We start from the raw sequence: 13,141 nt of genomic DNA on the forward strand, positions 1-13,141 counted from the left end.
GGATGGCGGCGGCGGTGCGCAGGGCCAGGAACGGGTTCTTGGTCGTGAAGACCTCGAACGTCTCCACCGTCGGCGCTCCCGGGGCAGCCGGCGTGGCGGTGGCACCGGGGGCACCCGGGGTGGCCGTGCCCGGCGCGGGCGTCACCGGGGCGAGCGTCACTGCCGGCGCGGTGGCCGGCGCCCGGCCGGCGGCGTCGGTGCCACCGCCGCCACCGCCGGCCATCAGGCGGGAGGCGACGAAGGCGACGAGCACGAGGCCGAGGCCCACGATGGCGAGGGTCTTGGTGCGCCCGTTCTCCGAAGCGCTGTGCGGGGCGGTCATGACCGTGCTCCTGAGGTCGAGGCCGTACCGGCCGGAGCGGCGTTCACCGTCGGCGTGGTGGCGGAGGCGGGCGCGGGGGTCGTGGTGGGGGCACCGGCGGCCGGCGCCGGCGCGACGGGCGAGTTGGCGGGGACGTCCCCGAAGCCGGGCGGGACGGTCCGCACGAACATGCGCCCCTTCAGCGAGACCTGGAGCTTCGCCTTGTCGTCGCTGCTGATGTTCAGCCCGTCGGTGACGACCAGCCGCGGCATCTCGTTGAGGCGGTTGAGGAAGTCGAGGATCTGGAAGTAGCCGCCCTGGATCTGCAGCTGGAGCCCGATCTCGGCCGGGAAGCGGTTGGCGGCGGTGGTCGCCCCCGTCCCGTCGCCCGCCGTGGTCGTGACCGGCGCAGCCGCCACCGAGGCGGCCGACGGCGCGCCCGGGGAGGGCTCCTCGGGGGCGACGCTGATCCACTCGATGCCGGCCTTGGCGGCGGCGTCGTTGGTGTCCAGGATGAAGGCGGCCAGGTTCGGGTCGTCCGGGATGGTCGTGCGCAGCGTCTCGAGCCGGGCCCGCTTCATCGGCTCGTCCTTCTGGGCCGCCCGCAGGCGGCCGACCCGGGTGGCCAGCTCCTGGCGCTCCGACTCGGACGCCTCCCGCTGCTCGCGGGCGTCGTCGAGCTCGGCCTTGCGGGGGCTCCACAGGACCAGGTACCAGAGGACGGCGACGGCGAGCGCGGCGGCGCCGGCGATGATCATGGTGCGACGGGCGGTCACGGCTTCTCCTCCATGTAACGATCCACCCGCTTGGAGTTGGCGGCGGCGGTGAGGGCGGCGTCGGAGGTGAAGGAGACGGTGTCGTTCCCGTCCTTGGCCGAATTGGGCACCCAGAGGCCCGACAGCGACGTCAGCTCGCCCATGCGGAGCAGCCACCGCGCCGTGGACGTCTGGTCGAAGCCCTTGGCCGAGAACTGGACCTCCTTGCCCGCCTCACCGTTGAACGACGTCAGCCAGACGTCGTTGGGCAGGACGGTGGCGATCTCGTTGAAGAGCTTCGTCCACGCCACGTCGGTGGAAAGCGCCGTCTGGACCTGCGCCCGGCGCTCGTCCAGCTCGGCGTCGAGCTTGATGGTGTCCCCCAGCGTGGCCACCTCGCGCTGGAGGCGATCGGTCTCCCGCTGGTTCTCGGCGGTGGCCTGGCGCTCGTCGTCGATCTTGCTCGCCTGGGTGGCCCACAGGCCGAGGAGCAGTGCTCCGACGGCCGCCACGCCGGTCCCGGCGAGGACCGTCTGCCTGCGGGCCTGGCGGACGGCCGCGACCTCACGGGGGACGAGGTTGATGCGCCGGAGGCCCCTACGCTGCTCGCCGGCCAGGGCGAGGCCGATGGGCACCGTGAGCAGCGCCTCGTTGTCGGCCAGGTCCGCCGGGTCGAGGCCGACCTGGCGGCCGATGCGCATCCCGGCCAGCGGCCGGCCGGGCTCGACCCGGGCGCCGACCTGCGACTGCAGGCGCTCCATGAGGCCCGCCATGCGGCTGCCGCCGCCCGTCACCAGCAGGCGGTCGATGATGACCGACTGGGACTGGGCCAGGTAGTAGTCGAGCGACCCGCGGATCTCCTCCACCAGCGGAGCGACCCGGTCCCGGACGACCTGGCCGGCCCGGGCGACGAGCGGGTCGGTCGACGAGATGTCGGCCCGGCGCTTGAGCGCCTCGGCCTCGTCGATCTGCACGTCGAGCTCGCGGACGATGGCGTCGGTGACGTCGTCGCCGCCCACCAGCAGGACCCGGACGAAGCGGGGGACGCCCCGCTCGTGCACCACCACGTTGGTGACCCCGCCGCCGATGCACACGATGGCCTCGGCCCGGGTGTCGAAGTCGAACGCCGGGGCGTTGGCGTTGAGGGCCCGCACCAGGGCGAAGGGCACCAGGTCGACGGCGCTCGCCCGGAGACCGGCTCCCTCGACGGCGGCCAGGTGGCTGCGCACCATGTCCCGCTGGGCGGCGGCCAGGAGGACCCGCATGCGGGCCTCGCCGTCGGTGTTGTCGACGACGTCCTCGAGGATCTGGAAGTCGAGGATGGCGTCGTCGACGGGGATGGGGATGAGGTCCTGGGCTTCGAAGCGCAGGGCGGAGGTGAAGTCCTCCTCGCTCATCGCCGGCATCTCGGCCATGCGGACGATCACCCGCTGGTTGGCCACGCCGATGACCACCTTCTTGCCCTTGAAGCCACCCTCGGTCCACAGCCGGCGGACGCTGGCGGAGACGGCGGCGGCGTCGGCCACCTCGCCGTCACGGATGGCGCCGGGGGGGAGCGTGACCTGGGCGAAGCGCTCGAGCGTCGCCTCGCCCCCGGACAGGCTGAGCTCCACGGCTCGGACGCCGTAACTCCCGAGGTCGACGCCCACGACACGCGTGGCCATCAGACCTCCCCTCGCTTCCCGCAGTGCTCCACGTCACCCTCCTGGGAACCGGCGTCGCCGCCGCTCATCGCACGGGTACTCATCGGATGCGGGAGCGGGGCACTGTAGGAGCGGATTTCCGCCAGTGGCCATGGCGGCCGCCTCCGTCCCGACCACCGGCTGTGCCGGCGGCGCGCACGAGGCGCGGGCCGTGGCCCGCGCCTCGTTCCCGACCGCCGGGGACCGGCGGGATCAGCAGTCGGTGGTGCCGACCGGGCACTCCCGCCAGTTGCGCACGACGTACTTGCCGTCGTTGACCGCGTGGAGCGCGGCGAGGTCCCAGTGGAAGTCGAAGTCGCTGCCGTTGCCGGAGTGGAGGTTGGCGACGACCGCCCCGTAGATCGTCGGCTGGTGGGAGCCGTTGCAGTCGATCTCGAGCCCGGGGGTGAACAGCAGGCCCCAGATCTCGCCGCCGCAGACGCTGCTGCTCGACCCACCGCCGCTCTGGACCGGGAAGTACACCTGGAGGTTCTTCGTCGCCACGGCGCGGTTGACGACTGCGTAGCGGGGCACCACGAAGCTGTTCGTCGGCCAGAGGCGCACCCTTCCCGGCGGGTTGATCACGACGGTCCCCCGGAAGGTCAGGTTGGGACAGGTGTAGTCGCCCGGCGCCAGGTAGGTCGTCGCCCCGTTGACACCGATGTTGCCGCCGTTCGGGCACGCCTGCGCGCCCGGCGGGGCCGGTGGGATGGGGTACTCGAGCTGGTCGGTGATGGGGTTCACGAGGCCGCCGTGAAGGGCGCAGCGGGCCTGGCTGGGGTCGCTGTTGGAGGACGGGATCCCGCAGTCGCCCTCGGCCGCCTCCTGGGTGGCGCGGCCGTACATGTTGAACGCACGCCAGCGGTCGACGAAGTGCTTGACCGTGGCGTCCGACCCGATCACCTTGGCGTTGGTGCCGAGGCCGCCGGGCACCGGGTCGTAGTCGCAGCCGGCGCCGCCACCCGAGGCGCTCGGGCACAGGTTCGAGTCGTAGGCCAGGGGCGTCCTCTGCTGGCCGGTCAGGTAGAAGTTCTCGACCGTGAAGAACCCGTTCTCGAACAGCGGCCGCGCCGCGATGGTGGCGACGGCCAGGCGCTGCTTGCCCGTGGGCCGGTCGGTGCCGAGGGAGGTGACCTTCCACCGGGTGGTCTGCCCCGGCGGGTCCTGGGCGACCTGGATCTCGTAGCTGGACGGGCCGACGTCGAGGCGCTCGGTGAAGGAGACGACGGTGCCGTCGGCCCCGAGGATCGGCGTGTACGTCGGGCTGGCCGGATCGCTGGCCGGGAGCACGTTCCGGTCGATCCGGTACACCGCCTTGTCGACGCCGGCGTTGGCGAACTGGAAGGCGTTGATCCGGTTCTGGTCGGTCCGGGTGAGGTTCAGGCCGCTGGTCACGGTGTCGAGCGTCGTGGCCACCAGGAGGCCGATGACGCCGACGACGATGACGGCGATCATGACGCTGCCGCCCTCGTCGCGGCGGCGTGACGTGGGCAGGTGCGGGATCACGGGCAATTGGTCACCTCGTTGGAGTTGCGCAGGTCGACGTGGGTGACGAGGTTGATCGCGCTGTCGGGCCGTCGGGGGTCGGCCATCACCACCAGGTGGATCTTCACCGTCTTGGTGCAGTTGCGGAACGTCGTGGCCGGCGTGCCGCCCGTCGTGGACAGCTGGGTGCCCTTCTTCGTGTAGTAGGTGAAGATCGGCTGCGACGCCGTGTTGACCACCGCGCCGGGGCGGAGGGCGGCGGCGAGGGTCGGCATGCCGGGATCGGGCTCGAGCAGGTTCCTGGTGCGGGCGCCCACGGTCTGGACCAGGGTGTTGCCCGTCAGCTGGTAGACGACCCGGCGGGCGTTGGCGCTGGTGCAGCCGTTGTCCCCCGGCGTCGCGCACCACACCGTGAACGAGATCCGGTTGTCGTACTGCGACACCGGGAGCGTCGACGAGATCGCCTCGATCGGGTTGGCGGCGCGCAGGTCGCGGGCGATGTTCTCGACCGCGCCCCGCACGTCGGCCAGGGCGAAGGTCTTGTTCTGCGTCGAGGTCGTGGTCTTCGTGAAGCTCTGGAGGCTCGAGGTGATGGCGATCCCGAAGACGGAAGTGATGGCGACGACCGACGCCAGCTCGATGAGGGTGAATCCCCCGTCCCCGCGGTGACGCCGGGTCCACCGTCGGACGATGGTCCCCGCCCTAGACATGGGCGGCGAAGGCGAACGCGTAGCTGGACCCGCTGGCGGTGGCGAAGCCGGTGAGCATGGCACCCAGCGGGAACTGGTGGTTGTTCGGGATGGAGTCGGTCAGGGTGAACACCTTCTCCCCTCCGGCGAGGGACGACAGGGTGCCGGTCACCTCGTAGCGCTGCGAGCTGCTGCTCGTCTGGAGCGACCAGGTGACCTGCGAGCAGCTGGTGTTCGTCCGGGCGGTGAAGACGAACTGGCTGTTGACGGGCTTGGAGTTCTTGCTGCTCACCACGGCGATGTCGTTGGCGACGGCGTTGGTCCCCGGGTTCTTGAACGAGGCGCCGTACACGACGCACCCGCCGGTGACGGTCACCGTCTGCGGCGACGAGGTCGACGTGGCCCCCGACGTGTCGGTGACCTTCAGCGTGACCGGGTAGGTGCCCGCGGCGCTGTAGACGTGCCCGGCGCTCACTCCGGTGCCGGTCGTGCCGTCGCCCCACGTCCACTCGTAGCTCAGGGCGTCGCCGTCGGCATCGGACGAGCCGGACCCGTCCACGTTGACGGTGAACGGCGCCGGGCCGTTGTCGGCCGAGGTGATGACGAACTGGGCGACCGGCGCGCTGTTGGTGAGGGCCCCCACGGTGACGTCGAACGTGCGGGTGGCGACGCCGCCGCGGGTGTCGGTGACCCGGACGACGACGCTGTAGGTGCCCGACGACGTGTACTGGTGCGACGTCGACGAGCCGTTCCCCGTGGCGCCGTCGCCGAACTGCCAGTTGACGCTGATGCCGTCGGCGTCCGGGTCGTAGGCGGCGACGTCGAAGGCGAAGACGGTGGACACGGAGCCGGCGGCCGGCGCGGCGGCGGCCGAGGTGATCACGGGGACGTTGTTGGCGGCCGGGTCGGTGCCGAGCCCGCCCGGGTACCACACCGAGGTGGTCGAGACCGTGCGCAGCGAGCGGCGGTTCTCCAGCCACTCGATCTCGACCTCGAGGCGCCGGAGGTCGTCGGACGTGCCGCCGGCCGGGTCGCGGGTGATCCACCGGCGCACGGTGTAGGGCACCACGATGCCCTTGACCTCGGTGGTGGTGACGACCTCGACGGCCGGCGGGGGCGGCGGCGTGGCGGCGGCCAGCACGACGGCGGGCAGCCCCTCGTGCTGGCCGCCCGGGTATGCCGTCCCCGACGTCCACCCGGGATCGGTGCTGCTCACGCCGACCTGGTCGGCGGGCAGCGACCGCATCTGCTCCATGTAGCCGTTGCCCAGCTCGATGAAGGCCGACCGCTGGCGCGATGCGCCGAGCGCCTTGAGGCTGCTGTACTGCGTCGTGGCCAGGGCCATCATCGACAGGGCCATGATCGTCATGGCGACGACCATCTCGACGATCGTGAAACCGCCTTCGCCCCGCTGCGCCCCCGTGCCACGATCGCGCTCCACGACGGGAGGTATCGGCGTCGCCGGCGGCCGCCTTTAGGAGGGCAGCCGGTGACTGGCGGCTCAGCTCACGCCGTACCAGCGCAGCAGGGGGTCGCCGACGAGCACGGCGAGGATGGCCCCCAGGGCGAGGAAGGGGCCGAACGGGATCAGGTCCTTGCGGCCCTTGCGACCGACCAGCATGAGGCCGACGCCGATCAGCGACGCCGACAGGAAGGCCAGGAACAGGCCGAGGGCCAGGTGCCACAGGCCGATCCAGCCGAGGAACATCCCGATCACGCCGGACAGGCGGACGTCGCCGTAGCCCATCCCCCGGGGGCTGATGTACCACAGCACGAAGAACACCGCGAAGGCGGCCGCTCCCCCGATGGCCGCCTCCCTGGCCGACGTCCAGTCGCCGTCGAGGGCGGCGGCGGCGAGCAGCAGGGGCGCCGAGACGAAGAGGGTCGGGTAGACGATCCGGTTGGGGACGATGCGCAGCGCCAGGTCGATCGGGGTGATGGCGACCAGGGCGGCGACGAAGACGAGGAAGGCGGGCAGGGCGGCGTCGAGGCCGAAGCGCAGGGCGGTGAGGGCGAAGAGGACGGCGGTGGCCAGCTCCACCAGCGGGTACTGCACGGAGATCCGCTCGCCGCAGGAGCGGCACCGGCCCTTGAGGAGGAGCCACGACACGACGGGGACGTTGTCCCGGGGCGCGATGAAGGTCCCGCAGCCGGGGCAGCGGGACCGGGGGGAGACCACCGACTCCTTCTTGGGCACCCGGGCGACGACGACGTTCAGGAACGAGCCGACGACCAGCCCGAGCAGCCCGCAGGCGGAGACGAGGAGAGCGGTCATGGTCGGGGGGAGCGTAGAACGCGGAAGCGGGGCCCCGGAGGGCCCCGCTTCGCTCGCGACTACCGCTTGTGTGAAGGCCGACCTACCACTCGGCGTCGGTAGCCCCCAGGGCGGTGGTGCCGTCGCAGGCCGACGACGGGTCCTGCTTGGCGAAGGTAGTGCCGCCGCCGGAGCCCGAGGCGTCGTTGATCAGGAAGCAGGCGCCGCTCTTGGACAGAACGGCGGCGCCGAACTCGTCGCCGGCGAGGTCGGTCGCCACCGAGACGATCTTGAACCCGGTGGACGCGCCGGCCTGGTGCGTCAGGCTGGGCTCCTCCGCGTTGAGGGCGGTCGGGGTGGCGGACAGGTAGTTCTGGTCGTCGGTGAAGAGGACCTTGGCGGCGGTCAGGGCGTTGCGGGCGGACGACTGGGCGGCCCGGTCGTTGGCCCGGTCACGGGCGCCGAGGAAGGTGGGGATGGCGATGGCCAGCAGGATGGCGATGATGAGCACCACCACCATGAGCTCGATGAGGGTGAAGCCCTCCTCGTTCTCCCGGCGCTCGCGGAGCTTGTCGATCATTCGGAGTGTCTCCTTGTTGGGATGTCGATGGATGTGCGCGCCGCTTTCCCCGCCCTCTCGGCCCGCCCTCCGGCATCCACACCGGGGAACGGCCTCCAGGCAGCCCGGCTGGCCTTCCCACGCCGTTGTGGGGGTCGGTCCCGTGGCTTTGCGTCCCCGCCTCCCGGCGGGTTTGCCCTTGTCCAGAAGCTCGCAACAGAGATATCGCCGCTCGGCGCCGCCGACTTGAGGGGGAATTCGCCCGGCTTGCGCCTCCCGCTCGCCTCGTGGGCGGCTCGCAGGCGGCTCGGGAGGCGGGGCGCCGGCGAACGCCGAGAGCCGGCGCCAGAGGCGCCGGCCCTCGATCGCATCGGGGGGCGGTCGGGGGGCGAAGCCCCCGACGGTCACTTGATCAGCTTGATGATGTTGAACATCGGCATGTAGAGGGACACGACCATGGCGCCCACGGCCCCGCCCAGGACGCAGATCAGGAGGGGCTCCAGGAGCGACGTGAGGGCCTCCACCGTCGCCTCCACCTCCCGCTCGTAGAAGTCGCCGACCTTCTCGAGCATGGTGTCCACCGCACCCGTCTCCTCCCCCACGGCCAGCATCTGCACCACCATGGGCGGGAACACCGGATGGTTCTCCAGGCGCTGGGCGATGGGCTCGCCCTGCTTGACGCCTTCCTGCACGTCCTTCACCGCGTTCGCCACGACCGTGTTCCCCACCGTGTCCGAGGTGATCTCCAGCGACTCCAGGATGGGGACGCCGGAGTGCAGCAGGGCGGCCAGCGTCTTGGAGAACCGGGTCAGGGCGATGAGGCGCACCAGCTTGCCGAAGACGGGCACGCGCAGCTTGAAGCGGTCCCACACCCGCCTGCCCTTGTCGCTCTCGATCCATCGCTTGAAGGCGAAGACGAAACCCACGGTGGCGAGGATCACGATGGGCAGGGCCTTGACCATCACCGACGACACGAGCAGCAGGACCCGCGTCGGCAGCGGCAGCGTGCCCCCCAGATCGTCGTAGAGGGTCTCGAACGTCGGCACGATGAAGATGAGCATGGCGATCAGGATCAGGATCACCAGGGCGAGCACGGCCACCGGGTACGTCATGGCCGACTTGATCTTCTGGCGCAGCTCCACCTGCTTTTCGATGGTGTCGGCCAGCTGGACGAGAACCCGGTCGAGCTGGCCGCCGGTCTCGCCCGCCTTCACCATCGAGATGTAGAGCCGGGAGAACACCTTGGGGTGGCGGGCCAGCGCCTGGGAGAGCGACGACCCCTTCTCGACGTCCTGGCGGACCTCGCCGATGACCTTGGCGAGGTTCTTGTTCTCCGTCTGGTCCTCCAGCACGTACAGCGCCCGCAGCAGGGACAGGCCCGAGTCGATCATCACCGCGAACTGGCGGCTGAAGACGGCGATGTCCCTGATCTTCGGCTTGCCCGCGCCCGGGAGCTTCAGCTCCATGGACAGGCCGGCATTCGCCTTCTTGTCGATGGCGATGGGCACGTAGCCCATCTGGCGGAGCTTGTTGGCGACCAGCGTGGTGCTGTCCGCGTCCAGTGAACCCTGGAGAACCTTCCCCTGCTTGTCCCGGACCTTGTAGGTGTAGGTGTCGGACATCGGTCGGTCTCGTTCCTTCCGCTACATCGCGCCGCCGGCCAGGCGGCGCAGGTCCGATTCGTTGGCACAACGCTCGAGGGCCAGCTCCATGCTGATGGCGCCGCTGCGGACGAGTCCGGCGAGCGACGTGTCCATGGTCTGCATCCCGAACTTCCCGCCGGCCTGCATGGCCGAGTAGATCTGGTGCGTCTTGCCCTCCCGGATGAGGTTGCGCACGGCCGGCGTGGCCACGAGCACCTCAGCGGCGACGGCGCGGCTACGGCCGTCGTGGCGGGGCACGAGCTGCTGGGTGACGATGCCCTGGAGGGCCGCCGCCAGCTGCGTGCGGACCTGCTGCTGCTGGTGGGCGGGGAACACGTCGATGATGCGGTCGATCGACTGCGGCGCGTCCTGGGTGTGCAGGGTGGCGAAGACCAGGTGGCCGGTCTCGGCCGCCGTGAGCGCCGTGTGGATGGTCTCGAGGTCGCGCATCTCGCCCACCAGGATGACGTCGGGGTCCTGGCGCAGGACGTGCTTCAGGGCGGCGGCGAAGGAGTAGGTGTCCTCGCCCACCTCGCGCTGGTTGACCACGGCGGTCTTGTGGTGGTGGAGGAACTCGATGGGGTCCTCCACCGTCATGATGTGGCAGGGCTTGGAGGCGTTGACGACGTCGACCATCGACGCGAGGGTCGTCGACTTGCCCGATCCCGTCGGGCCCGTCACCAGGACGAGGCCGCGGGGCAGGTGGGCGAACTGCAGCACCGACTGCGGGAGCCCCAGCTTCTCGAACGGCACCACCTCGAAGGGGATGACGCGCATCACCGAGCCGACGGAGTCGCGCTGGAGGTAGACGTTCACCCGGAACCGGCCCAGGTGGGGCACCGAGTGGGACGTGTCCAGCTCGAGGTCGTTCTCGAAGCGCTCCCGCTGCTTCTGGGTGAGGATGGCGTAGATCATCCGGCGGATCTCCGACGGCGTCATCACCGGGAACTCGGTCAGCGGCTTGATGTCGCCGTGGACGCGCACGCTCGGCGGGATGCCCGACGTGAGGTGGAGGTCGGAGCCGCCGAGGTCGACCACCCGCTTGAGGAGGTCGTTGACGTGCAGGTCGACGTCCGGCATCGACTCGTCGACGACCACGGCCGCCTCGTCGATGGGAACGGGCCCCTCGGCCTCCACCGGCCCGGGCTCGGCGCCGTACATCGAGGCGACGACGCGCGACAGCTCGCCCCGCACGGCGATGGCGGGCCGGATGGTCCAGGCGGTGGCCCGCTCGATCTCGGTGACGGCCTCGCGGTCGCTCGGGTCGAGCATGGCGACCACCAGGTCGCTGCCCTCGAAGTCGACGGCCACGGCGAGGTGGCGGCGGGCCAGCTCGGCGGGGACGAGCCGGTCGAGGGCGGGGTTGACCGCCACGTGGTCGAAGTCGACGAACGAGAGCCCGACCTGGGCGGCCACGGCGGCCACCAGGTCCTTCTCGCTCACCAGCCCCTCGGCCAGGAGCAGCTTGGAGAGGGCGACGCCCTCGTTCTCCTCCCGTAGGAGAAGGGCTTCCAGGTCGTCCCTGGACAGCACCTTCCGTTCGATCAGGAACTCTCCGAGACGACGCGAGGCGGCCTGCATGGTTCCGGTATCGGACGATCAGGCGATGACCCTGAGGATCTCCTCGATCGACGTGGTGCCCTGGTGGACGTGGGTGAGGCCGGCCTGGCGCAGGGTGAGCATGCCCTGGGCCACCGCCATCTTCTTGATGTCCTCCGAGTGCTCGCGGTCCACGATGAGGCGCTCGACGTCCTCGGTGACCGTCAGGACCTCGTGGATGGCGAAGCGCCCGCGGTAGCCGGTGCGCCCGCAGTGCGCGCAGCCCACCGGGCGGAACAGCTGCTCCGGCGCGTCGTCGTCCTCCAAGTCCCAGCCCAGGCGGGAGAGGTCGGCCGGTGTCGTCTGGTACGGCTCCTTGCACTTGTCGCACAGCCGGCGGGCCAGCCGCTGGGCGACGATGCAGTCGAGGGCGCTGGCCACGAGGAACGGCTCGACCCCCATCTCGACCAGGCGGGTCGGGGTGGTGGCGGCGTCGTTGGTGTGAAGGGTCGAGAGCACGAGGTGGCCGGTGAGGGCGGCCTCGATGGCGATGGTGGCCGTCTCCCGGTCCCGGATCTCGCCGACCAGGACGATGTCCGGGTCCGAGCGCAGGATGGACCGCAGGGCGGCGGCGAACGTCATCCCCGCCTTGTTGTTCGTCTGCACCTGGTTGACGCCGGGCAGGCGGTACTCGACCGGGTCCTCGACGGTGATGATGTTCTTGGTGTCCTCGTTGAGGATGTTCAGGGTCGCGTAGAGCGTCGTGGATTTGCCCGACCCCGTGGGGCCGGTCACCAGGATCGTCCCGTACGGCTTGCGGTACGACTGCTCGTAGTGGTTCATGGACGAGGGAAGGAAGCCGAGGTCGCTGAGCTTCAACAGGGCCGTCGACTTGTCGAGGATGCGGAGCACGACCTTCTCGCCGTAGACGGTCGGCAGGGTGGCGACCCGGAGGTCCACCGGCTTGCCGCCCAGGTTCACGTTGACCCGGCCGTCCTGGGGGATGCGGCGCTCGGCGATGTTGATGTCGGCCATGATCTTGAGGCGGGAGATGACCCCCGACTGGATGCTCTTGGGCGGGCGCATGACCTCGTGGAGGACGCCGTCGATGCGGTAGCGGATGCGCAGGTCGTGCTCGCTCGGCTCGATGTGGATGTCGGAGGCCCGGTCCGCCACCGCCTGGCTGATGAGCATGTTCACCAGCTTGACGATCGGGGCGTCCTCGACGACGTCCGTCACCTTGGAGAGGTCGTCGTCGACCTCGTGCTCGCTGGCCGCCTGGGCCGAGATGGACTCGGCCTCGCCGTCCATGCGGTGGTACTTGTCGATCGCCTCGAGGATGGCCGCCCGGGTGCTGACCACCACCTTGAGCTCGCGTTTGGTGATGGTCCGGATGTCGTCGACGGCGAAGACGTTCGACGGGTCCGCCATGGCCAGGACGAGACGGCTGTCGTCCCAACCGACGGGGAGGGCCTCGTAGCGGCGGGCCAGCGACGAGGTGATGAGCCCCGCCGCGCTGGGGTCGACCGGGTGCTCCGAGAGGTCGATGAAGTCGAGCCCGATCTGGCGCGAGAGCATGGCCACCAGGTCGCCCTCGGTGACGAGGCCGCCGTCGATGAGGATGCGGCCGAGGGACTTCTGGGTCTTGGCCTGCTCGGACAGCGCCCGGTCCAGCTGGTCGGCCGAGAGCAGCCCGGCCTGGACCAGGAGCGCGCCGAGACGATCGCCTTCGGACGACGTCCTGGCGCGGTCGATGGACATCAGGGTGCCGCGGTCACTCCGCCAGGCCCGCCCGCCGGTGCGCAGCCGCCGCCGTTACGGGCGGACCGAGGAGAGGAACTTGAGGAGCATCCCGCGGTTGATCGGCTCGTCGGGGGCGGCATCGGCGGCCGGGCTGGCGTCGGCATCGTTCTGGGCCTCCTCGGCGGCGGGGCTGGCGGCCGCCGCCGCGCCCGGCTCGGTCCTCCCGGTGGAGGCGGAGGACGGGCGGCCGGGCGTCGGGGCGGTCCGGGCCGCGGCGCGGTCGGCGGCGGGAGCGGCGGGAGCGGCGGGAGCGGTGGGAGCGGTGGGAGCGGCGTCGGCCCGGCCCAGCGAGGCCAGCTGGTGGACGAGCTCGTCCGCCTCCTCGGCGCTCGGCACGGGGGCACTCCGCCGCCCGGCGGGGCCGGCGGCGGGCGCAGGACGGGGAGGGACGGCGGCCGGGCGGTCGGCGGCGACCGGCCGCCGTCCCTCCC

12 protein-coding genes and 1 riboswitch are annotated in these 13,141 nt (G+C 71.1%); all 12 genes read right to left on the reverse strand.

Going from position 1 to position 13,141, the window contains the following annotated elements; translation table 11 throughout:
• Positions 1-322 (reverse strand): hypothetical protein (locus VM242_08690; protein HVM05236.1); only part of this gene is annotated, 322 nt, incomplete at its 3' end.
• The gene (gene pilO / locus VM242_08695; protein ID HVM05237.1) at positions 319-1,077 is read right to left on the reverse strand and encodes a type 4a pilus biogenesis protein PilO; all 759 of its coding nucleotides are present in this window, start codon (positions 1,075-1,077) and stop codon (positions 319-321) included. The genes VM242_08690 and pilO, both read right to left, overlap by 4 nt.
• Positions 1,074-2,720, reverse strand: a complete 1,647-nt coding sequence (gene pilM / locus VM242_08700) for a type IV pilus assembly protein PilM (GenBank protein HVM05238.1) — start codon at positions 2,718-2,720, stop codon at positions 1,074-1,076. Before pilM ends, pilO begins: the two co-directional genes overlap by 4 nt.
• A gap of 231 nt (positions 2,721-2,951) precedes the next feature.
• Positions 2,952-4,250, reverse strand: coding sequence for a hypothetical protein (locus VM242_08705; protein ID HVM05239.1), 1,299 nt, complete (start codon positions 4,248-4,250; stop codon positions 2,952-2,954).
• Positions 4,241-4,933, reverse strand: a complete 693-nt coding sequence (locus tag VM242_08710) for a type II secretion system protein (protein ID HVM05240.1) — start codon at positions 4,931-4,933, stop codon at positions 4,241-4,243. Before VM242_08710 ends, VM242_08705 begins: the two co-directional genes overlap by 10 nt.
• Positions 4,926-6,353, reverse strand: coding sequence for a PKD domain-containing protein (locus VM242_08715; protein ID HVM05241.1), 1,428 nt, complete (start codon positions 6,351-6,353; stop codon positions 4,926-4,928). Before VM242_08715 ends, VM242_08710 begins: the two co-directional genes overlap by 8 nt.
• Before the next feature lie 60 nt (positions 6,354-6,413).
• Positions 6,414-7,187 carry a prepilin peptidase gene (locus VM242_08720; GenBank protein ID HVM05242.1) on the reverse strand — a complete coding sequence of 258 codons (774 nt, stop codon included), beginning with the start codon at positions 7,185-7,187 and terminating at the stop codon, positions 6,414-6,416.
• Between the two features lie 82 nt (positions 7,188-7,269).
• On the reverse strand, positions 7,270-7,746 hold the full coding sequence (locus tag VM242_08725; GenBank protein ID HVM05243.1) for a prepilin-type N-terminal cleavage/methylation domain-containing protein: 477 nt from the start codon (positions 7,744-7,746) through the stop codon (positions 7,270-7,272).
• Between the two features lie 95 nt (positions 7,747-7,841).
• A riboswitch (cyclic di-GMP riboswitch) is annotated at positions 7,842-7,933 on the reverse strand.
• A 196-nt stretch (positions 7,934-8,129) separates the two neighbouring features.
• A complete protein-coding gene (locus tag VM242_08730; GenBank protein ID HVM05244.1) occupies positions 8,130-9,347 on the reverse strand; it encodes a type II secretion system F family protein in 1,218 nt (405 codons plus the stop codon).
• Positions 9,348-9,368: 21 nt separating this feature from the next.
• A complete protein-coding gene (locus tag VM242_08735; GenBank protein ID HVM05245.1) occupies positions 9,369-10,949 on the reverse strand; it encodes a PilT/PilU family type 4a pilus ATPase in 1,581 nt (526 codons plus the stop codon).
• Positions 10,950-10,967: 18 nt separating this feature from the next.
• Entirely contained in the window at positions 10,968-12,668 is a 1,701-nt protein-coding gene (locus tag VM242_08740; GenBank protein HVM05246.1) for an ATPase, T2SS/T4P/T4SS family, read from the reverse strand.
• Positions 12,669-12,722: 54 nt separating this feature from the next.
• A partial coding sequence (locus tag VM242_08745) for a hypothetical protein (protein HVM05247.1) occupies positions 12,723-13,141 on the reverse strand: 419 nt, incomplete at its 5' end.

This window comes from Acidimicrobiales bacterium, assembly GCA_035540975.1.
Lineage (GTDB): Bacteria > Actinomycetota > Acidimicrobiia > Acidimicrobiales.